Genomic DNA, 22,980 nt, shown 5'->3' on the forward strand with positions numbered 1-22,980 from the left:
TTAATAGATAAATTTTTAAACGGGGAAATTTATCAGCGAAAAAATGATGGACAGAAATCTAAAATATTTAAAAAGAGTCATAGCAAGGAATACAGACAAAACCCCCGTTCTCCCGTTGGAGATTTGTTTGAGAGAGAATATAGTGAAAGAAAAAATAGATATTAATCTGAAATTCCTAATTAAAGGGTTAGAAAATATTTTTAGGAGTATTTAAGAATATAAGGAATATTAACAGGTATAGATGTGAATAAAAATACTTTCTAACCCTTCTATATTCTAAGTAATTATTATTTAACTAGATATATGCATAGTATTTAGAGTAAAGTTAATAGTTAACATCAAAACCAAAATTCATATGTCACAAGATTTTTCTTTTCGGAAAAACGGGATTTTATATATTTTTTCTTGAAATTCCAACAAACAAAAATCCCGTCTCAAATCCCGATACTCCGTTCCCAAGAAAATTTTCCCGTTTATATATTGGCTCTAGATACTATTTTGTATGTCCTATTATTTATGAATGATTTTGTAAGCTGATATTTGCATTAGATAATATGCTAGATATAAATGATAATACCAAGAGATTAATAAAAAGATTAAGAATATCTTTTAGAAAAAGATATTGCATAGTAAGCGATGAATTTGAAGTAAGAATATAAACTAATAACCTAAAGTAATTTCATTAATAATAAGATACTTATAAGGTAGGAGAAGATATGAGAAAAGATAATAACTATGAATTGATAGTGAACTTAATAGGTTCAATAATATATAAAGCTGTAAAAGAAGATAATAAAAATAAGGAGACTTGTAACGAGAATATATTAGAAAAACAGATGGATAATTATATAGTGAATTAAAGAAGTCTTCAAAGATATATTATATAAATGAGTTATGATATACAAATTATAAGAGGTGAGACAGAGAAATGGAAAAGATAAGGGTTGCTATATATGCTCGTGTTTCGACTGCAGAACAGGCAGAAGAAGGATTTTCAATAGATGCTCAATTAGAGACTGTTAGAAAAATTTGTGAAAGTCAAGGAAAGGAAGTAGTAAAGGAATATGTTGATAGAGGTATAAGTGGAAAGTCTATAAAAAATCGATTGGCACTACAAGAAATGTTAGAAGATTCATCTAAAGGAATATTCGATGAGGTAGCTGTATGGAAGACTAATAGATTGGCTAGAAATCATTTAGACCTATTGAAGATGGTTGAAAGGTTTGAAAAGAATGATGTTTCATTTCGTTCAGTAACAGAGCCTTTTGAAACATCGACACCAGCAGGTAAATTATTAATGAATATGCTAGCGAGTATAGGAGAATTTGAGAGAGATACTATAGTAGACAATGTAAAATTAGGAATGAAACAAAGGGCTAAACAAGGTAAATGGAATGGAGGGAAAGTATTAGGATACAAATCTATAAAAGATTCAAGCAATAGTGAAACAAGATTAGAAGTCGTACAAGAAGAAGCAATTATAATTAAAGAAATATTTGAGTTATATTCTCAAGGTAAGGGGTTAAAAGCAATAACTAATGAAATCAATCATAAAGGTTATAAGACGAAAAGAGGGAACTTCTTTAGTGTTAGCGGAGTTAAAGAAATACTTAAAAATCCTTTATATATTGGGAGAATAAGATTTAACAGATATGTTGATTGGGGAACAAAAAGGAGGGAAGGGAAAAATGAAGATTATGTGTTAGTAGATGGTGGTCATGAACCAATAATAAGTAAAGAAACATGGGACAAGGTTCAAAAGCTATATGAAATTAAAGGGAAAAGGTCACCTAAAATTTTTGATGGAGCATATCCACTTACAGGGATATTGAAATGCCCAAAATGTGGGGCTTCAATGGTAAGTTCAAAGTCAGTCAATATATTGAAAGATGGCACTAAGAGAATAATTAGATATTATTATTGTGGTAACTTTACAAATAAAGGATCAGCAGTATGTAAGTCAAATAGTATAAGAGCAGATTATGCCGAGGAGTATGTATTTTCTAGAATAAATGAAATATTAGATAATGAAAAGATATTAAAAGATATAGTTGAAAATATTAATAGGACAAGGACAGATAAAGTAAGACCATTAAAGGAACAATTATCTAATTTCAAGATAAATCTAAAGGGTTTAAGCGACAAGAGAAATAAAATATTTGAATTATACGAGGATGGAATAATAGACAAAAAAGTATTAGTAGAAAGACTAGAAACAATAGATGATGACATACAGTTAAGTCAGAATATGATAAATAGAATATCCAAAGAGTTAGAATATAATGATTCAGAAGAAATACCATATGAATACGTGAGGAATGTTATGATGAATTTCAATAATCTACTTGACCAAGCACAATCTGAAGAAAAGAAATTATTACTTCAACTAATGATAAACAAGATAACGATAAAGGATAGGAAACATATAGATACAATAGAAATTCTATTTGACGAAAATGTAAGAAAAATATTGGATAATAATTTGAAGGAGGAACCCTTGAATGATGAGGGTTCCTCTTCTTTTGTTTTTGCTATTGCTATATAAAAAAATTAATAGAAATACCTTGGATACATAAATACAAAGTTAAACATTAAGATAGGCACTTATTGTATAATGAACAGCCATAAATATATTGAATAAACTGCATGAGATAACATATAAACCGAACAATCTTGAAAACATCTCACTAATATGGAGAAATATCTAAAAATAAAGTATAATTGATATTTATTAGTATAAGTTATCAATAACACTTAACAAAAAACCGCAGTTATATCCGTTACGGTGAACCGTATCATAAGTAACCCTAAAACCAAATCTAATAGATTTAAGTAAAAGGATAGAATTTATTTTATATCTAAAGGATAGGGAAATAGAGAAGATAAGAAGAGTAGTTTAGTTAAAGGCGATCTAATAGTAGGTTGTCTTTTTATATATCTAAAATAAGGTAGAATAAGAGACATAAATCATTAATGGACAAAAATAATGGATAGTAGGGATATGAATATATAGAGAAATACTTTAATTGTAATATAGAAAACAATAATAATAAGGGAAAGAAGGAATATAGCATGAAATTAAGTGTAGAGAAAGAGTTAATAGAAGTACAAACTAAGTATATTCAGCGGGAAATATCAAGAATTGAAATGGTATTAAGGAATAAAGATTATGATACCATGGATTTTATAATACTTCAAAGTAATAATGAAGTAGATTTAGAAGATGCTGCAACATTAGAAGAAAAATTAGATATATATAAGACTTGGTATCAGCAAGTATTATGTTTGCTATTTGAATATCAAGAAGAGAATGAATCATTAGATGATAATATTCTTTTAGCAGGGATTGATTATTAATGATTAAGGGGTAGCATTTTTCCACGAATCAAAATGTTGATTTAAATAAAATTAAATGTTATATTGAATGTAATTCAGAAAATGGATATTAAAGGATTAAACAAACGAATATCCTTAGTAGAAAATTGCGACACAAAAGTTACTTGTTCAGCACCTAATAAATAGTAATTTCATGGAGGAATTTGATATGGATGTTTTTGGGCTAAATGAGATGCAAAAAATTCAAAAGCAATTACAGGAAAAGTATAAGGATAAATGGGGTATATTGTCACCAGATAAAGGTCGTAATCAATTATTATGGATGATGATTGAGGCAGGTGAAGTTGCAGATATAATCAAGAAAAAAGGTGATAATCAGATTGTGGATAATGAAGAGACAAGGAAGCATTTTGTAGAGGAATTGTGCGATGTTCTAATGTACTTTAATGACATAATGCTTTGTTATTCTATTTCACCTGAAGAATTAGAGAAAGTATATTTAGAAAAACATTGTAAAAATATGGAGCGTTGGTAAATTCCAATCTATTAAGGAGGTTATATGATAGGTTATAGTGAACAAAATAAAAAGGCTTGGGAATATAGTGCATATGATTTTTGGGTAAATACTTCGGGAAAACCATCTGATAGAGCTAAGAAAGATTTAGAAAATCCGATGAGAATGTTAAAAAGATATGTGCGCTATTTTGATACGTATGAAGGTGTTAAAATTGCTAATATTTGCGGGGCATGTGGTAAAAAAGCAATTCCATTAGCAATTTTAGGTTCAGAAGTTACAATCTTTGATATTTCAGAGGATAATAAAAGGTATGCACTTGAAGTTGCGGATGAAGTTAATGTTGATGTTGATTTTGTAGTTGGTGATGTACTGGAAATTGACATGAACAAATATGAAGAATATTTTGATGTGGTTTTTATGGAAGGAGGCATTCTACATTATTTTCATGATATTGACCAATTTATGAAAATAATGTATCAGCTTTTAAAGCTAAATGGAAGAATGATTTGCAGTGATTTTCATCCATTTCAAAAGGTATCGGATATTCTAGAGTTAGAACAACCAACAATGAGTTATTTTTCAACAGATGTATTTGAAGGTGAAATGGCTCATGCAAGATTTTTTCCCGATGAGATTCGCAGACATATGCCTTTATGTAGTTATAGGAAATATACCATTAGTGAAATCATTAATGCAGTTATTGAAAATGGATTTATTCTTAATAGATTTGATGAACATCCATCTTGGACAAATGAGAATGTACCAGGAGAGTTCACAATTATAGCAAAGAAGAATTAGTTAATTTTATTTATGTAGTTGAGTAAAACAAACATTGCATCAAGTTAAGTTGGCTCGCATCCTATAAATTTTACGGCTTAATGCTATCATGGGTATTGGAAAATATCTATAATCTAAATTTAAATTTATGATAAGTCTTTTGAGGATAATGCAATATAAGGGTGAATATTTATGGAAAAGAGTATTAACATATTAGATATTAGAGACTTAGTTGATTATCCAAAGAAGGAAGAAGTTATATCTGCAATCAATAGGAACTTATGCTGTAAAAACAGACCAAAGCTTATATTCGGCAGGCTGGATGTTAGATATAGCTAGATGTTTATATACATTAGAAACTGGGAAAATTATTGGGAAAACATCAGCTGGCGAGTAGGCTTTAGAAAATAATTTATGTTCAGATTCTAGTGTTTTAGAAAAAGTTATAGAAATAAGAAAAGAACCCTTGCATTTTAAAAATGATGAATCTACTAAACAATGGTTAGAAACTCTTGGTCCATCTATTCAATGTTTTGCAGATGTATTAGAAAAAGGTATTAAAATTTATAGCTAGAAAACTAATGTCTTGAATAAATTAATTAAAAAATTAACATATAATTTTTATAAAATAAAAGTTATATTAAATTATCTTTAAGTTTAAAATTTTTTGCGCAAGTACGTCAATATTACAATTATCGGATGGTTAAACATTAGTGCATGAAATGATGATATAATAATAGATGTTGATGAGAAGTTACGACACCATATAATGCTTTAAGCATTTATTTTGTTGGCGATGGTGGTTGGTGGTAATAAATATCTTTAAACATTATAAATAATTATCTTGCTATATTAGGCAAGGTTTATTAAGGTGTCTTTTAACCAGGACGCCTTATTTTTATGAAAAAAAATAAGGTGTGTATCATAAAAAATTGAGTTTGGAGGCATGGAATCATATCTATGCATAAATGAGTCATGAGAGACTAATAAGAGTAGAAAAGAAATTTTAATAAATATAATAGAGGTTGAAAGAATGAAAGCTATACGACTGAAATAGATGTTCAAGCTAGACGTAGAATATAGATATGAAAGGAACTGGAAAGCAATTATTTGGTAAGTGTATCATAAGGGATGGTAAAGAATTCATTGAGGAACTTCTGCAAGCTACTAGAAATTACTGTTCCAAAAGGATATAGTTGAAAACTACATTTAATTATTAGGTGTAGTTTTCTAAATTATGATATAATTGCCGTATATCAGTAGACTGGTTATGACGAACTAGTAAACAATGTTGAAGTAATGATTATTTATATTAGGTGAGGTGATTACATGTCACAAAATAACTATAGATTATTTGATTTTGAATCTGTAGACACAGAAAATATTCATTCTATTTTTTCTAAATATAATAACCGACTTCTAATTCAAAATATAGTCCCAATTATAGCTGGAATGAGTACAAGCAATTATATAATTGAATCTAGAAACAAAAAGTATTTACTTAAAGTTTATCCTAAAGACAATGACCATAGCGATATTGAAATAGCCGCTTATAAGTACGCTCACAATATTATTAAAGTTCCCGAGGTACTACATTTTGATAACAGTAAGGGCATAATTGATAATACTTATGCGATTTTTCAATACATTGACGGATTTACATTAAGAGAATATGTGTCCAAAAACAAAGGTTTCTCAAGCAATGTTGCCTATGAAATCGGAAGCATGCTTGCGTTACTACATGGAAAGGAATACACTTATACGGCATTATTAAATGTTGATTTATGTATTAAGAATCAAATAACACAATTTAAAAATCAATATGAATTTTTTCTTGATGGAATGCCAGGAAAACATTTGAATGAAAAGGTAAAGCGAGATTTAGGACATTTCATAGACACTAATCGCCACTTAATAGAACGAATATCTGAAAAAAATGTATTCTGTCATGGGGATTTTATCCCCTCCAATATTCTTATAGATGTATATGAATCACCATGGTTTATTGATTTTGAATATTGTTTTTCTGTACCATGTTATTATGATATTGGGAAACTTTTTAGAAGCAGAGAGAATTATTCTCAATATATAGATGATAAAATGAAAGGTAATTTTGCTAAGGGCTATAACGCTATGAGCCAAAGGACATTACCTGATGATTGGTATAAACTATCAAAAATAGCAGATATAGCAGTAATGTTGGCATTGATAAACAAGGAAAATATTCCACGTGATTGGATCGAAAGAATTGAAGAAGAAATCATCGAGACAATGAATTTATAGTGATGTAAGCCTCATCAAATGTGCTGAAATACCAGAATCAAAGTGGGAAAGGGAAAGGGTTTTAAATATTATAAAGTGGGTTCTAAAGGGGCTTAATGAAAAATTTATTAAAGAGGCAGACCAATATACTAATATTAATGATATTAAGGACTGTTATATGGAAGAACTTAGGAAGTATGTTGAAATCCTAAAAAAGGGATTATATTATTAAATGAGGGGGATATTATAATGTTTTATGGAGCAGAAGAGGGGAAGGTAAAGGTCGGTAGAACGGATATGGATTATATCGCATTTGGTAGGGGACAAAAATCTTTTATTATTATACCAGGATTAGGAGATGGATTAAAAACTGTCAAAGGAACAAAAATATTGCTTGCAATGATGTATAAACTATTTGCTAAGGAATATAAAGTATATGTTTTTAGTAGAAAGAATCATATTGAAGAAGGATATTCAACTAGAGATATGGCAGAAGATCAAAAGATTGCCATGAAGAACTTAGGCATAAAAAATGCTTATATAATGGGTATTTCACAAGGAGGGATGATATCTCAATACTTTGCTATTGATTACCCTGAAATGGTAGATAAACTCGTTATAGGGGTATCTGTTTCGAAGCAGAATGATATTATGCAGAAAGCTATAAAAAATTGGATAACATTGGCTGAGAATAGTGATTATAGAAATCTAATTATAGATACTATGGAAAAAACCTTTACAGAGGATAAACTTAAAAAATATAGAGTGTTTTATCCCATTGTCACAAAATTTGGGAAACCAAAAAATTTTAACAGATTCATTGTTCAGGCGAATGCGTGTCTTCATCATAATGCTTATGATGAATTAGATAAAATCAAATGTTCTACTTTAGTAATAGGCGGTGATAGCGATAAAATTGTAGGAGAAAGTGCAAGCAAGGAAATGGCTGAGAGAATAGATAAAAGCAGACTGATTTTGTATAAAGGTCTTGGACATGGGGCATATGAAGAGGCTAAGGATTTTAATCAGCAAGTACTAAAATTTCTCATATCTTAGAAATATTTCTTAAATAAGTTTTGCGAGTCAAACTGATATGATTTCTCTTACAGAAACCATTAAAACAGAATAGGTTGATTTATGGGTAAAAAACAAAGGCAGCTTTTCTTTAACTTGATTATTCTTCATGATATAATAAAGAAAATCGTGCAAGGGAGGATGTATCATGACCAAACATAATATATATACAATGAGTGTAGCGAGGGTCTATCCCCTTTATGTTACTAAGGCAGAGAAAAAAGGACGTACGAAAACAGAAGTTGATGAAATCATTCGTTGGTTGACAGGATATAGCCAGAAAGAGTTAGAAATGCAACTGGAAAAACAGATAGACCTTGAGACATTCTTTGCGGAAGCACCCCAACTGAATCCTTCCCGGGATTTAATCAAAGGTGTGGTCTGCGGTATCCGAGTGGAAGATATCCAAGAACCAACTATGCAGGAAATTCGCTATTTAGATAAACTGATTGATGAATTAGCAAAGGGAAAAGCAATGGATAAGATTTTGCGAAAATAATTAAAACCGATTTTGCAAATTCAATAGGAGTTCCAATCTCACCCCAATGAAATTTCGAAGCATGAGCTATGCGTATCATTTTTATATTATCTTCTCTAGTCCTATGAGTTTTATCAATTAAATCCCATGTAGCATTAAAATTATTGATTGCTTGTTTTTTATGCAATTCCTGTACACTTAGCTTAATTTCATCCATCTTATTCCTCCTATATCTTGAATATAGCATAGAGAATTTTGCTGTTCAATAGAAATTATTACTCTAAGTTACTTTAGATAAGGTATAATCATTATTAAATAGGTTTTTTAGCATTAATTCTATTAATATAGTAAGTTAAAGTAATATAGATAAAAATACTTGAATGTTAGGAGATGGCTAAATGAAAGCTAAAGTCGAAAAAATTACTCTTTATAAAAATAGGAGAATTATCGTCATAAGTGATATACATGGGAATCTAAAGCTCTTTAAAAAGCTATTAGAGAAAGTTAATTATACAAAAGATGATGTTTTGATTTTGGTTGGAGATTTAATTGAAAAAGGTGAAAATAGTTTAGAAACTTTAAGATATATTATTCAGCTATCTAATGAACAAGAGGTTTATGTAGTCACAGGAAACTGTGATGTTTTGTGGGAAGATATAAAGTATGAAGTTGATAATGACAGTCTCCTAAAATATATGTTGTTTAGAAAGAACAGCCTATTAAATGAGATGTGTAATGCTCTTTCTATTGAAGTTAATGAAAAATCAGACATGGCTTTTATCAATGAACAATTAAGATTGAATTTCGTTATGGAGTTAGATTACTTAGAGAAATTACCACATATAATTGAAACAGAAGATTATATATTTGCTCACGCTGGCATTACAACTGAAGATTTAGAAAAGAATGAGATAAATAAGGTCATAAAACGAGATGCCTTTATGAATGAAAATTTATTTTTTTCAAAATATGTTGTGGTAGGGCATTGGCCAACAGCAAACTATGGAATAGAAAAAGGTTGCTGTAATCCCATTATAAATGAAGAGCAAAAGATTATAAGTATAGATGCGGAAATGCCATAAAGACAGAGGGGCAGTTAAATGCACTAATTATAGATGGTGATAATATTACTTTTGATTCGGTGGATGATTTATTAAAAGGAGAGATAATAAAAACTCAATATTCAAATAAGAATACTATTCAAATTACTTGGATTGATAATCTAATTGATATACTTAAAGAAGGAGAAGAATTTAGCCTTTGCAAGCATGTATCTTCAGGTCATAATCTTTTAATTAAGAATGATAAAATTTTTAAAGCTAAAGATGGTATAAGGTGCTATGATTGTACAGATTACTTTATCGATGCAGAAAAAGGCAGTATAGTTTCAATCATAGAAAAGGCTAATGAAATAACTCTAGTAAAAAATGATGGAGTAATTGGATGGGTGCGAAACGAGAATCTTAAACTTTAAAATGTATAAAGGAGGAGAGATAGGAGTGGACTATAACAATTTTTACGATATAATCTTCAAAAGGAAATCTATTAGAAAATATGACTTATCATCACTTGATAATAATATTATTCAAGAACTTTTAGATTATATTAGTAATCTAAAGCCTATGTATGAAAATATAGAAGTTCAAATGAAAATTGTAACAGGAGAAGTAGTTAGAAATTTATTTCCCATTAAAGCACCTTACTATCTCCTAGTATATTCTGAAGAGAAAGAAAAGCATATAACAAATGCAGGATTTATGCTTCAACAAGTAGACTTGTTTTTATCAGCTAATGGAATAGGGAGCTGTTGGGCAGGGTTGACACAACCTAAGAAGGAAATAGCAAATGAATCTAAATTAAATTATATTATTGCTTTAGCATTTGGGAAACCAGCAGAGAATATACATAGAGATAATCTATCAGAGTTTAAGCGAAAAGCAATTGCAGAAATAAGAAATAATGGAGAAAAAGATGAATTGCTAGAGGCAGTTCGTCTAGCACCATCTGCAGTAAATAGCCAACCTTGGTATTTTAAAGTAGATGAAAATAAGATTCATGCATATTGTGTTAAATCAAATTTAATCAAAGGAATTATATATAATAGGCTGAATCAAATAGATATGGGTATAGGAATTTGCCATTTATGTATAGCAGCTAAGTATTTAGGAGAAGACTATATATTTATTTCTGATAAAGATGCTTTAGATAATCCTCCTAAAGGATATTATTATATAACATCTATAGAAATTTTAGAGAAGGGAATATGAGAAGAAAGTTCACCAAATATCATTGTTAGGAGACAAATATATGAAAATATCACGTGAATGTATTAGCTGTCTTGCTAGACAAGCAGTAGAAATAGCTGAGGAATCAACGAGCAATATTGCAATGCAAGAAGAAATAATAAAAAGATCTTTAAAAGAATTAGGAGAAATGGATTTCAATGAAACAGCACCTGAAATAGCTTTTAGGATGCATCAACATGCTAAGAATATTACTGGGATTAATGATCCATATAAAAGATTGAAGGAACAATACAATGAAATTGCTAAAGAGATTTATGATAGGATTATTGGAGAAAAATGGTTAGATAAGGCAGAAAATCCCTTCGATATGGCCTGTAGGTTGGCTATTGCAGGAAATATTATAGATTTTTCAGCTGGATTAAAGCTAGAGCCTTCAGATATTGTTAAATCTGTTGAGGATAGTATTAAACATAGTATATTTGGTACGGGAACAGCAGCTCTTCGGGAAGCCGTAAAAAAGGCAGATAATATTATGTACATTGCTGATAACTCAGGTGAAATCATATTTGATAAATTTCTATTAGAGAGACTTCCAACAAGCAAAGTTACTTATGTGGTGAAAGGAGGTCCAATAGTTAATGATGCGACTATGGATGATGCAATAAGCACAGGAGTTGTAGATTTAGTAAAAGTTATTGATAATGGTCATTCTGCCCAAGGAACGATTTTAAAAGATTGTTCAAGTACATTTAAGAGGGAATTTAGTAAGGCAGATCTTATTATAAGTAAAGGACAAGCAAATTTTGAAACATTGAGTGATATTAAAGATAAGAATATTTTTTATCTATTGAGAGCAAAATGTAGTTCAGTTGCTTTTGCTATTGGGTGTAAACGAATGGATTATGTTCTTACAAATTATTAGAATAAAGAATATTTTTATCCTTTATAGAAATGGATAGTACATAAGAAAAAGACATTTGCTTAGCGACAAATGTCTTTTTTATTGACATAACAAAACAAAAGTGATAATATAAATCTATATTGGCACTTTTAATAAATATTTACTTATACCCAATTATATTATATATCTTTTTAAAAGCAATGTCAATAGTTTTTTAAAAAATTTATTAAATTATCTATTATAAGGAGGTTATACTGTGAATAGAGATGATTTTGAATGGAAGATTGAAGAGGAATGGTTGAAGGATGTGCTTGTTGAGATTCATAAACAGTATGATAAAAATAGAGATTTTAAAGAAAAAATTAAAGAGGATGCAATTAGGACGCAAAAGGAGCTATGGGATGAAATAGGCTCAGTTTCTATAGCAAATGGATTAGATCAAATTGCAGATTTTATGCAATTTATCAGTTTTATGAAAACACAAAAGATAAGCCATGAATCAACCAGAAGGCTTCAAGAGAAATACGAAAGAATGCTTTCTTCACCCTATTTTGGAAGAATTGATTTTATTGAAAAGGAAGACAGCAAAGCAGAGAAGTGTTATATTGGAATTTCAAATCTTATCAATGATAATATTGACTTCCTTATATATGATTGGAGAGCTCCTATTTCTAGTATGTTTTATGATTGTGAAATCGGAGAAGCTGGTTATACATGCCCTGAAGGAATTATAGAAGGGGAGCTTACTCTGAAAAGACAATATAAAATCAATAATGGAAAAATTGAATACATGTTTGACAGTAATCTCAAAATAGACGATGAGATACTTCAGAATATATTGAGTAAGAGTACTGATAGTAAGATGAAGACCATAGTGACAACAATTCAAAGAGAACAGAATAGAGTAATCCGTGATGAAGAATATAAAATTCTCATTGTTCAAGGTCCTGCGGGGAGTGGAAAAACCTCCATCGCTCTTCATAGAATTGCATATTTATTATATAGATATAGAGAGAAGATAACCCCTCAAAACATAGTGATTTTCTCACCTAATGAAATCTTTAATGATTATATTTCTAATGTATTGCCAGAGCTTGGAGAAGATAATATGTATCAGACAACATTTAAGGAATATATGCATAAAGCTCTAGGTAATGAATTTTCAAAGGAAGATTATTGTGAAATGATGGAATATATTTTGGATGTAAAGGAGACGCCAAATTATCAAAATAGAATTGATAATATACGGTATAAATCTACTGTAGAATTTATGAATATATTAAAATATTATGTATTATATGCGGAAAGGAAAAATAGAGATTTTAGAGATATATTTTTCAGGGATCAATTGATAGCCTCTGCTGATGCCTTAGAAGAGCTTTTTTTCCAAGAGGATATAAAGCTTCCTCTAAAAAGGAGGCTTAAAAAGATAAAAAATAGAATATTTTTTCTTATGGAACCATATAAAAAACATAGATCGGAAGAAATCATGGAGGAATTAAAAGGTACTGGAAATTATATAAATCATGTGGAGCTTTTAAGAGATAGTATAACTTTAGTAAATGAGGAAATGGCGGATATATATAATGAAATCAATAGAATAACTGAGTTAAATTTAGAAAATATCTATAGAGATTTATTTGAAAATCTAGAATTTTTTTATAGAAGTTTAAATATTGAATATGCTGAGGATAAGATTGAGAAAATCAGAAGATATACATTAGAAAACTTGAATGCTAATAGATTATACTACGAAGATCAGATTATACTTTTATATCTGAAAATTGCATTAGGAGACATTCCTAAAACCTCAGAAATTAAATATGTTATTATTGATGAGGCTCAGGACTATACACCACTTCAGTATGAAATCTTTTATCAGCTTTTTGAGTCTGCAAATATGACTATATTGGGTGATTTAAATCAATCCATTAATCCGTTTATGAATGTAGGAAATTATAATAATATCTCTCATATATTTTCTCAGAGTAATACTTGTATAATGAATTTAACCAAAAGCTATAGGTCCACAAAGGAAATCACTGAATTTTCCAGAAAGCTGCTAAATAATGAAATTATAGACGAAGGCATACAAAGAAGTGGAGAGAGACCTTTATTTCTTGGATTCCCAGATGAAGAGGCCATAAAAGAAAGGATTCTTGAGGATATAAGGACATATAAGGATAAAGGTTATAAATCCATTGGAATAATAACAAGAACTATAAAGGAAACATCTGAGGTATATAATTTTTTAAAAGAGAAGATTCATATTAAAGCCATAAGGAAAGACGATGATGGATATGTTAGTGATACTTTGGTAATACCGGCATATCTTGCTAAGGGATTAGAATTTGATGTTGTGCTTATTTATAATGTAGGAAATGGGAATTACTACTGTGAGGAGGAAAGGCTGCTTCTCTATACCGCTTGTACCAGAGCACTTCATATTTTATGTATATACTATTCTGGAGAGTGTACGCCATTGCTAGAAGAAGTCATCACGCAATAGTTATTTATATTAAAACTATATTTCTCTAATAAATAGTATGATTATATATGTAATGTATAATAAGAGAGATATCACTTTTAATAGGGATATCTCTCTTATTATGGGATTCTTCTTCTTTTTATCTCCTTTTTATTGGAATATAAATATCCATACATATTTTTTCATATTCCCAAGAATGACAACGCTCATCATAGAATTCAAAATCTAGCTTTGAGTCATCAATTTCATAGCCAGAATTTGGGAACCATTCTTCAAGTATATATTTCCAGGTGCCTTTGATTGAATTTACAAAGCTATCATCATTTGAATCTACAGCAGGAGTTGTGAAAACAGCATAGGTTGCGGCTGGTACTTCAAGTGTACACATTTCATTAGTTACATGATTAAAGTTAGTGACTTCTATGCCTAGTACATAAGAAAATTCATCGGTTTCCATATTGGTATTTACACAAATTCCGTATTCTCCGTGTCTAGGGGGGTTTTGTGTTCTATATAAATGTGCTTCCTTACCTTCTATATTACATTGATCCCAAAAGGCAGGAATATCTCTGGAATGAGCATTATTTCTCAGGGTTGTTTTAAACTCATATCCTACTATTTTAAAAGAATCTCTATTTATTATTTTAGGTTGCATTATGATACCTCCAATTTTATTTACTTTAATTTTCTTTAAATCTACTTTTTGGGGAAAACCTATTGGTGCATGTATTCTATAAAAGCTTGGTGTATATCCAAAACATTTCTTAAAGGCCTTTGTAAATCCTGCATGGGTTTCAAATCCTAAATCCAAGGCGATATCAAATACCTTTTTATTATTACTAAGTTCAGAAAGAGCATATTGAAGCTTTCGCCTTGTTACATATTCCATAACGGGAATCCCAACAAAACTATGGAATACCCTATAATAATGATAGGTAGAAAAGCCCGCAATTTCTGCCAGCTTATTAACTGTTATTTTTTCATTAATGTTGTTGTCAATATAATCTATGGTATTTTGGATTAAATCTACATAGTCCAAGAGGATCCCTCCTTTAAAAAGTTAATTTTCGTACGATAATTATATGTTAACATATTTACCGATAAAATCCTTTTCCTACTTTGCTAAGATAGTGAATAATTAAGATAAATGATAGTATCTGATTTTTAGTTAGATTTTATCTAGGATAGAAGCTTTTCTTATTGTACTTGACAATCTGTCATGTGAAAATTAAACTGACTATAAAGAAGGTTATTCAGTGATAAAAATATAATGAATAAAGGGGATGTAGATTATGTTTAGAAAATTACATAAAGAAGCCAATAATTATATGGAAAGTGATAAACCCCTAAAAGAATCAACTGTAAATAAGACACTAAATATAAAAGGATCTAAAAAGATTTTTAAAATTGCTGCAATAATCGTAGTTATAGGGATAATTCTATCTAAATTTCTCTTGAGAGATAATAGAATAAATATTAATACCATAGCAAAACCAATATATCCAAAAAAAATTGGATTTGAAGATTTTGATGAACAAGTAAAAAGGAGAGAAGATATAGACGAGAACTTTCTAAAAGAACTTGGTAAGTTTTCAATTAAATCATCCTCATTAGTACTGAGTAGGACAGATAAGGATATAAATAGCCTATACTCTCCAATAAGCTTATATATGGCTTTATCTATGGCTGCTGAAACAGCCAATGGAGAGACTCAAGAAGAGATTTTACGAGTGTTGAACATGGATAGTATTGATATGGTAAGAAGTGAAACTGGTAAATTATTTAGAAAACTTTATTATCATAATGAAATAGGGAAATTAAGTCTTGGCAATTCTATATGGTTAAATAAGGATGTGAGGTTTAACATTAATACACTAGATTTATTGGCAAAAGATTACTATGCTAGCTCTTTTAGTCTTGATTTTAATGATAATGAAAGTTCTAAAAAGATTAGTAAATGGGTATCAAATCAAATAGGTGGAAAACTTAAAAATCGTTATGATGACTTTTCTTTAAATCAAGATGATGTTATGACATTAGTAAGCACCATATATTTTTATGATGAGTGGGTAGATCGATTTAATATTAATGATACAAAAGAAGATGAATTTTACCTTGAAGATGGAAATATAGTTAAATCTGACTTTATGAATATGAAATACGGAAGTCATAGTTTTGTAGGAGTTGATGGTTATACTGTTTCTCATCTTAATTTAAAAAACAACGGCAGAATGATATTTATTTTACCTGATGAGGGATTATCTCCATTTGATATCATATCAGACCCGCAGTTATTAGATGAAGCTATTAACTCATTATCAACAGATAAGAGGAAGATGGGAGAGGTTATATTTAAAATTCCTAAATTTTAAGTTTTTATCGAAGCTTAAATTAAAAGATATTTGTGAAGAATTGGGAATAAAAGAGATTTTTCAAGAGATTTCTGATTTTACTTCTCTTTCTGATACCAAACCGTTATTTATTTCAGATATCAATCAAAGTTCAACTATATCTATTGATGAAAAGGGTGTAGAGGCAACAGCCTATACAAAAATAGACTATGATGGAGCAGCCCAGCCAAATGGAAGAGCTGAAATGATATTAAATAGACCCTTTATATTTGCAATAACAGATGTAGAAGTTTCACCTTTATTTATCGGAATTATAAACAACCCAAATATAGAGTAAGATTTATTTAGTTATAATATGTTTTTTGAGAGGAGTATATTTAATGGTGATTAATAAATTAAGTTCAATCAAAATATTAAATAATCAATTAATTCTATTTCACTCTGACGACCACATTGCTTTTGTTACAGATAAGGTAGATACTTCTTATCATAGCCATAATTATATCCAGATAACTATTGGACTTGAACAAGATTTCTACATTACTACAGAAGAAGATTCTTTTTATACAAAAGGAATTATTTTAGATTCTAATATTAGTCATAAGTTACACGGATATAATGAGTGGCAATTGTACCTATTAATTAATCCAGAATCTATATTTGGAGAGTCAATAAAAAGAAAATTTTTACATGAAAAAGAAGTATATTTAGTAGGTGAGGAAGAAATAAATGATATTGTTAAACTTGATATTCAATCAACCTCAGAGAAATCTGGTTTGATTGAATATAATGAGTTTATAAAAAAGTTTAGAGAAATTCTGGGATTATCAAATTTTTATTTGGATCATACAATAGATAGTCGCATACAGGAAATTTTAAAATATATAGAAACTTATCCATTAGATAGATTATCAGTTAAAGAATTAAGCAATGTAATTTTTTTATCAGAAAGTAGATTATCTCATTTGTTTAAAGAGGAAATAGGTATATCCTTAACTAGTTATATTCTCCATAAAAAAGTAGAAAGGGCTTTTTACCTAATACTTAATGGAATGAGTATCACTGATGCAGCAATAGAAGCTGGATTTAGTAGTTCTTCTCATTTTACTAATAGTGTTCGTGATAAATTAGGAATGAGTCCAAGAATAATAATAAAAAATAGCAGATATATGCAAGTATAGTTATGAAAAACACCTTATAATAAAAGAAAAAAGGTGATTATATGGATATATATTTAAAACAAACAAAATTACTAGATTTTAATACACCATCTATTCAAAACTTAATTGTAGAGAAAGGATGGAAGCAACTAGAAGAAAAAGAAAAGATAGCAGCGGTTTATAGCTTCGTACGAAATGAAATTAAGTTTGGTTATAATAGAAGTGATGATATACCTGCTTCGGAAGTTCTAAGGGATGGATATGGACAATGTAATACAAAAAGTATACTTCTAATGGCTTTATTAAGGGCTTTAAATATTCCGTGCAGAATTCATGGCTTTTATATTGATAAAAAAATGCAGAAAGGAGCATTGACAGGAATTACCTATTTATTTGCCCCTAATAAAATAGTTCATGCTTGGTCTGAAGTATATTTCAATAATGAATGGATAGCTTTAGAAGGTGTAATCATCGATGAAGAATATCTTAATCAAGTAAAAGATAAGCTTTATAATTTTAATAATGGATATATAGGTTATGGGATTTCTGTAGAGGATAAAGAAAAAATAAATATCTGCTGGCAGGGGAAAAGCACATATATTCAAAGTTTTTCTATTACAGATGATTTAGGAATTTTTAATAGTCCAGATGATTTTTTTCTTAAATATAATAATACAAGCAGCAAATTAAAAAGATTTTTATTTGATGTTTTAAGAAGAAGAATTAATAAGAAATTAGACTTAATCAGAGGCGGGATTTGTAACTAAACTAGAATCAAGAGATTTTTACTAATATATTTCTAAAAACATAGAAATGGATAATATTTAACTGTAAAAGTTATATATTATCCATTTTTCATATATCGCTTTATTTACGATAGGCTTCAAAAGTAATGACCTGGTTATTATCTGTAGGATAGATACCAAATTTATAATCAGAAGAAATAGTAATATCACTAAATCCAACCTTCTCTAAAATCAGTCTAAATTCTTCTACTCCATACCATTTTAATGGAAAACGCTCTAATTCAGTTTGTATTAATTGACTCTTATGCCATTTTTCATATCGAAAATGAGAAACTGTATATTGGTTAATAAAATTAACTTCTACAAGTGACTCATTTAAGGTGATTAAATCCCCATTAGGAGTCTCCCAGGTTCTCGTTGAAGTATGTCCAATATTAAAATCTGATTGCATAAATATATCAACAATAAGACGCCCACCTACGGAAAGATGTTCATAGAAGCATTTTAATCCATTAATGGCATCTATTGAATTTTCAAGCAATAGAAAAGAACCTGTAGGAATAATAATTGCTTCATATTTGTGAGGTAGAGAAAAAGATTGCATGTTTTCCTCATAGAGATCAGCTCTAAGATTTCTTTCTTTACAATGGAGCTTACATAAATCCAACATCTCAGGAGAAGAATCGATACCGTCTACAATAAATCCTTTCTCCAGCAGGGGAATCAAGATACGGCCTGTTCCTACTGCTGGTTCAAGAATCCTTCCTTTGATACCCTTAAGTCTTTCCATATAAAATTCCACATCTCCAAATGAATGTCCAATAGGTTTATCTATGTTGTATACCTCTGTAGAAAGCTTACTATAAAAACTAAACATATTATTTTGCCTCCTTATGATTGTTATAAAGAAATGCTTTATTTTAATTTAAGCATATAGTAGAAATATCTTCTTTTTAGATGATATGCCTTAAATTAATAATACCATTTAAGAGAATTATTTTCTTATCCTATCTTGCTAATTAAAAAAATTAAAGCAAAATCTCTTAATTAGAGGGGATAAATACTTATTATATTATTGATTTGGCTGAATAGTCATCTTAGTATTAAGTTATTAAATTTAAAGGAGCATCATATTTTGATGCAAAGTTTATAGAACAAAATAATAATAAGCAAAGAGGATTAATATTCAAGTTGTCAAAAGCTATAGCCTTAAATTGAATATAGAGAATTTATAGTATAAGAAGAAATGATTTTAAGTTATCATAATTATGAAATATTAATATGTATTTCTTGGAAAGCATGGATTTTGCATTATTTAGGCTTATTTGTTATGCTTTTAATGAAATTAACAATTTAGAAGGTTACCTACTTAACTATAAATAATTATTATAATGAATTAAAATCGTTGTATAGTATAATGTATTGTTTTGATTTTAAAGCTATATATTTATCTTTGCATGATTTTAATATAATACTTTATGCTTGATATTAGGCTATAAGTAGATTATTTCTTCTTATGGCTTTTTTGTTGTTTAAAATTAGATATTATGAATAAGGTAGCTTACTAGCTAAATTTTCATATGGCATATCAAATAAATGTAAAAGGATATTATTAATAGGGGATATGTACAATTAAAGTATAGATAAAATTCTGTGTCTTGAATATAGCCAAAGGAGGAATATCTATTATGAGAGATATAGTATATAATAATTATTATTGGTAAAATGATTTAGTGAGGTTAAGAGCTTGGAGTACAGACGATTGGAAATGAGATTATCAAAATAATTTTGATAGTAAATCCTTAATGCTGGCAGATTATGAAATTTCATTACCACCAATGGTTGCAGCTTATGTATATATACTGCCTATGCTTGTTATTCTTCTTTAAAATACCCAATATCCTTATGAGGGCATGTCATTTAAAAAAATAAAGTTGCTATCCAGCCAGTACATAAAATGAGATGAAACCATACTTGATAAATGATAAGATATGAATATCTCTAAGGAAAGGACCAGTAATATGGAATGGAATGAAAAACTACAAAAAATTATTGATTATGTGGAAAATCATTTACAAAGAAAAGAGGAACCTATTGACGCTGAAAAAATCATTGAAATTGCAGGTTGTTCCTATAATTTTTTCCAAAAAGTATTTTCATATATGAATGGAATAAGTTTGGCTGAATATATTCGATTCAGGAAATTGACTTTAGCTGGATATGATCTTAAAAGCACTGATATTAAAGTTATTGATTTAAGTTATAAATATGGGTACGATTCCCCTACATCATTTACGAAAGCATTTCAACAATTTCATGGTATTTCTCCAAAAGAAGCACGAAATACAACAGTTGAATTACAAGTTTTTCCTAAAATGCAGGTTTCAAAAAAGCAGAGATATTCGTGGAGGATTGAACACAAATCATCACTGAGGCTAATAGGAAAAAGTATTAGGATTTCATGTGAAGATGGAATACATCATATAAAGATACCTGAGTTTTGGAATGAATGTCAAAGAAATGGTATTTTTTCTAAACTAATTTTCATGGATACAGGTATACCTAATGGAATATTTGGTTTATTTGGAAACTATGATGAAATAACTAAGGAGATTGAATATGCAATCATGGTAAATTCGAACCTTAAGATACCAGAGGAATTTCAGGAAATCATTATTCCAGAAGCTACATGGGCTACTTTTGATTGTAAAGGTGCTGTTCCACAGGCAATTCAAAATGGATGGAAATACCTTAATGAAGAATGGCTGATAAAATATCCATTTAGGCACGCCCTATGTCCAGAGTTGGAATGGTATAGTGCAGGTAATTCTTATGATAAAGACTATTTAAGTCAAATATGGATACCGATTATTGAGGAGGAATAGAGAATGGTACATTTAGTTTATTGTGATAATATTGGAAAAAAAGGCGAAAGGATTCTCGATAAGATTTTGGCAGGAACAAAAACTATGATTGTCCGAGGTGCAGCAGGTAGAAAAATACCACACAGCAGAGTATTTGCAGGAGAAACCCTTTATTTTATGGAAAAAGGAACTGCTAAGATTACTGCTAAAGGTATTGTAAAGAATGTAGAAAATTATATTAAATTATCAGATGAGGAAATTTTAAAAATTTTAGGAGAAAATCAATCTAAGTTAAATTTATCTGAGAAACAAAAAAGTCGTTGGCATAAAAAATGTTTATGTTTAGTTGAATTTGAAAATGTTCAGGAAATTCCTGCTTTAGACTTTGACCACCAAGGAAATATGGATGATTGGTTGATTATCGAAAAAATTGAAGATGTTGTAGTTGGTACAAGTATTCCATACAATTATGATAAATCAAAATTTTAGGTGATAATATATGGCAATATGGAACTCAGGGCGTGGCATAGTATCGGCTACAAATATTGTTATATCCATAAAGATGATTCTAAAAAATAAATAGATAAGATAGTCTTAGTTAGATGGATAAAGTTTATGCTCACGTAGAAATGAAAAAGTTTAATGTTTTTAGGAATAACCTTTTAACTAAAACTACGAGAAATAGCTGAATAAAGCTATCTTCATTTTAACCTTCTTTATAATAATTACGGTGAGCCTTATCATAAATGATGCAGACTTTACTTAAAAGTATTGATTGATATGTAAAGTAATAGTAAAATTTAAAAGACTTTAAAGTATATTGATGTGGAAAATGATGATTAGAGATTGGAAGTGTGAAAATATGTATACAAAAACTGAAATACTTAGCATAGCAAAAAGACAATTGGCCCTTGATTATAATTGTCAACTCTCAGACTTTGAAAAAGAAGGAAATACAATTACTGAAAATAAGCTTCTAGAGGGTAGACGTATCTATGAAAGTGATGGATGTTTCCTAAAGATAATTAGTATAGGGGGAAGGGCAATAATCTGTGCTGATGAAAAAATAAGACCTTGGCTTGAAGAAAAGATTCTAAAGCGAGATGCTAACTGGTTGTTTGACTATGATAAACTTAGGGCTATAGATAATAAATTAAGAGAATTTGGTCATGAAATTGATCAGATGCCCCACTTTTATCTACCTAATCCTGTTACTTGTGATATAAAGCCCATTGCTCCAATAAAATGGTTTGAAAAGCAAGAGATATTACAATTTGGGGATGATAGCAGGTTTGATGAAGCTTTTGTTTTTAGTGAGAGTTATCCAGATGTTCTTGGAGTTGCCGCTTTTGATGGTGATATTATAATGGGTATGGCAGGAGCTAGTGAAGATAGTAAAACCTTATATCAAATTGGCATTAATGTGTTGCCTAAATATAGGGGAAAAGGTATTGGTATAAATCTAGTTGCATTACTAAAACAGGAACTCTTAAAGCGTGGGAAGGTACCTTTTTATGGAACCGCAGTGTCTCATATAATCTCTAAAAATATTGCTATAAGTGCTGGATTTTTTCCTGCATGGGCAGAAGTATATTCAAAAAAATTAGAGGATTAAGTAAGATAGATTTAAAATATATCCAAATTTAATTTATTTGACATATTTATTAGTAGCTATTATACTATATTGAGAAAAAACTAAATAAGACAGTTCGAAACCATCCTGTCTATAAATAAAACTAAGGGTCTGTAAATAAGAATATTCTATTTTTATAAGGCACTT

At 29.2% G+C, this 22,980-nt stretch carries 23 protein-coding genes; 21 read left to right on the forward strand and 2 right to left on the reverse strand.

The genetic code is table 11. The annotated features are described in order from the left end of the window. The first annotated feature begins 716 nt into the window (after window positions 1–716). From CIW83_RS22335 to helD, 14 genes are all read left to right on the forward strand, one after another. Complete coding sequence (locus tag CIW83_RS22335; protein WP_158220145.1) at window positions 717–860, forward strand: hypothetical protein; 144 nt, start codon at window positions 717–719, stop codon at window positions 858–860. A 68-nt stretch (window positions 861–928) separates the two neighbouring features. Further along, window positions 929–2,545 carry a recombinase family protein gene (locus CIW83_RS15480; protein ID WP_094902841.1) on the forward strand — a complete coding sequence of 539 codons (1,617 nt, stop codon included), beginning with the start codon at window positions 929–931 and terminating at the stop codon, window positions 2,543–2,545. A gap of 527 nt (window positions 2,546–3,072) precedes the next feature. Further along, a complete protein-coding gene (locus tag CIW83_RS15485) occupies window positions 3,073–3,357 on the forward strand; it encodes a hypothetical protein (RefSeq protein ID WP_094902843.1) in 285 nt (94 codons plus the stop codon). A 187-nt stretch (window positions 3,358–3,544) separates the two neighbouring features. Beyond that, entirely contained in the window at window positions 3,545–3,871 is a 327-nt protein-coding gene (locus tag CIW83_RS15490; protein WP_094902845.1) for a MazG nucleotide pyrophosphohydrolase domain-containing protein, read from the forward strand. Between the two features lie 24 nt (window positions 3,872–3,895). Next, entirely contained in the window at window positions 3,896–4,651 is a 756-nt protein-coding gene (locus tag CIW83_RS15495; protein ID WP_094902847.1) for a bifunctional 2-polyprenyl-6-hydroxyphenol methylase/3-demethylubiquinol 3-O-methyltransferase UbiG, read from the forward strand. Window positions 4,652–4,822: 171 nt separating this feature from the next. After that, window positions 4,823–4,969, forward strand: a complete 147-nt coding sequence (locus tag CIW83_RS22340; protein ID WP_158220146.1) for a hypothetical protein — start codon at window positions 4,823–4,825, stop codon at window positions 4,967–4,969. Between the two features lie 990 nt (window positions 4,970–5,959). Next, on the forward strand, window positions 5,960–6,913 hold the full coding sequence (locus tag CIW83_RS15500) for a phosphotransferase (protein WP_094902849.1): 954 nt from the start codon (window positions 5,960–5,962) through the stop codon (window positions 6,911–6,913). A gap of 228 nt (window positions 6,914–7,141) precedes the next feature. Continuing rightward, complete coding sequence (locus CIW83_RS15505; RefSeq protein WP_094902851.1) at window positions 7,142–7,948, forward strand: alpha/beta fold hydrolase; 807 nt, start codon at window positions 7,142–7,144, stop codon at window positions 7,946–7,948. Between the two features lie 166 nt (window positions 7,949–8,114). Next, entirely contained in the window at window positions 8,115–8,465 is a 351-nt protein-coding gene (locus tag CIW83_RS15510) for a DUF2200 domain-containing protein (RefSeq protein ID WP_094902853.1), read from the forward strand. A 377-nt stretch (window positions 8,466–8,842) separates the two neighbouring features. Then, window positions 8,843–9,526 carry a metallophosphoesterase gene (locus tag CIW83_RS23115; protein WP_201259930.1) on the forward strand — a complete coding sequence of 228 codons (684 nt, stop codon included), beginning with the start codon at window positions 8,843–8,845 and terminating at the stop codon, window positions 9,524–9,526. A gap of 59 nt (window positions 9,527–9,585) precedes the next feature. Next, window positions 9,586–9,918: a hypothetical protein gene (locus CIW83_RS23120; RefSeq protein WP_201259931.1), complete on the forward strand. Its 333-nt coding sequence runs from the start codon at window positions 9,586–9,588 to the stop codon at window positions 9,916–9,918. A 25-nt stretch (window positions 9,919–9,943) separates the two neighbouring features. After that, entirely contained in the window at window positions 9,944–10,711 is a 768-nt protein-coding gene (locus CIW83_RS15520) for a nitroreductase family protein (RefSeq protein WP_201259932.1), read from the forward strand. Window positions 10,712–10,751: 40 nt separating this feature from the next. After that, window positions 10,752–11,612, forward strand: coding sequence for a DUF89 domain-containing protein (locus tag CIW83_RS15525; protein ID WP_094902857.1), 861 nt, complete (start codon window positions 10,752–10,754; stop codon window positions 11,610–11,612). Window positions 11,613–11,847: 235 nt separating this feature from the next. Then, window positions 11,848–14,100, forward strand: coding sequence for an RNA polymerase recycling motor HelD (gene helD, locus CIW83_RS15530; RefSeq protein WP_094902859.1), 2,253 nt, complete (start codon window positions 11,848–11,850; stop codon window positions 14,098–14,100). A 118-nt stretch (window positions 14,101–14,218) separates the two neighbouring features. Here the strand turns inward: helD and CIW83_RS15535 are convergent, their stop codons facing one another. Further along, window positions 14,219–15,118 (reverse strand): effector binding domain-containing protein, encoded by a 900-nt coding sequence (locus CIW83_RS15535; RefSeq protein WP_094902861.1) that lies wholly within the window; start codon window positions 15,116–15,118, stop codon window positions 14,219–14,221. A gap of 253 nt (window positions 15,119–15,371) precedes the next feature. Here CIW83_RS15535 and CIW83_RS24460 point away from each other — a divergent pair, with 253 nt between their 5' ends. The 4 genes from CIW83_RS24460 to CIW83_RS15555 are packed head-to-tail and all read left to right on the forward strand — an operon-like array spanning window position 15,372 to window position 18,357. Beyond that, the gene (locus CIW83_RS24460; RefSeq protein WP_094902863.1) at window positions 15,372–16,451 is read left to right on the forward strand and encodes a serpin family protein; all 1,080 of its coding nucleotides are present in this window, start codon (window positions 15,372–15,374) and stop codon (window positions 16,449–16,451) included. Then, entirely contained in the window at window positions 16,378–16,767 is a 390-nt protein-coding gene (locus CIW83_RS24465) for a serpin family protein (RefSeq protein ID WP_094902865.1), read from the forward strand. Before CIW83_RS24460 ends, CIW83_RS24465 begins: the two co-directional genes overlap by 74 nt. Window positions 16,768–16,810: 43 nt before the next feature. Next, complete coding sequence (locus CIW83_RS15550; RefSeq protein ID WP_094902867.1) at window positions 16,811–17,611, forward strand: AraC family transcriptional regulator; 801 nt, start codon at window positions 16,811–16,813, stop codon at window positions 17,609–17,611. A 41-nt stretch (window positions 17,612–17,652) separates the two neighbouring features. Then, entirely contained in the window at window positions 17,653–18,357 is a 705-nt protein-coding gene (locus CIW83_RS15555; protein WP_094902869.1) for a transglutaminase family protein, read from the forward strand. Window positions 18,358–18,457: 100 nt separating this feature from the next. Here CIW83_RS15555 and CIW83_RS15560 read toward each other — a convergent pair whose 3' ends face one another. Next, entirely contained in the window at window positions 18,458–19,213 is a 756-nt protein-coding gene (locus CIW83_RS15560) for a bifunctional 2-polyprenyl-6-hydroxyphenol methylase/3-demethylubiquinol 3-O-methyltransferase UbiG (RefSeq protein WP_094902871.1), read from the reverse strand. 1,144 nt (window positions 19,214–20,357) lie between these two features. Between CIW83_RS15560 and CIW83_RS15565 the strand changes: the two genes are divergently transcribed. From CIW83_RS15565 to CIW83_RS15575, 3 genes are all read left to right on the forward strand, one after another. Further along, window positions 20,358–21,221, forward strand: a complete 864-nt coding sequence (locus tag CIW83_RS15565; protein WP_094902874.1) for an AraC family transcriptional regulator — start codon at window positions 20,358–20,360, stop codon at window positions 21,219–21,221. Between the two features lie 3 nt (window positions 21,222–21,224). Beyond that, on the forward strand, window positions 21,225–21,689 hold the full coding sequence (locus CIW83_RS15570; RefSeq protein ID WP_094902876.1) for a hypothetical protein: 465 nt from the start codon (window positions 21,225–21,227) through the stop codon (window positions 21,687–21,689). A 373-nt stretch (window positions 21,690–22,062) separates the two neighbouring features. Next, window positions 22,063–22,815, forward strand: coding sequence for a GNAT family N-acetyltransferase (locus CIW83_RS15575; protein WP_094902960.1), 753 nt, complete (start codon window positions 22,063–22,065; stop codon window positions 22,813–22,815). Window positions 22,816–22,980 lie beyond the last annotated feature (165 nt).

It is taken from the genome of Tissierella sp. P1, assembly GCF_002266425.1.
Classification (GTDB): Bacteria; Bacillota; Clostridia; order Tissierellales; family Tissierellaceae; genus Tissierella; species Tissierella carlieri.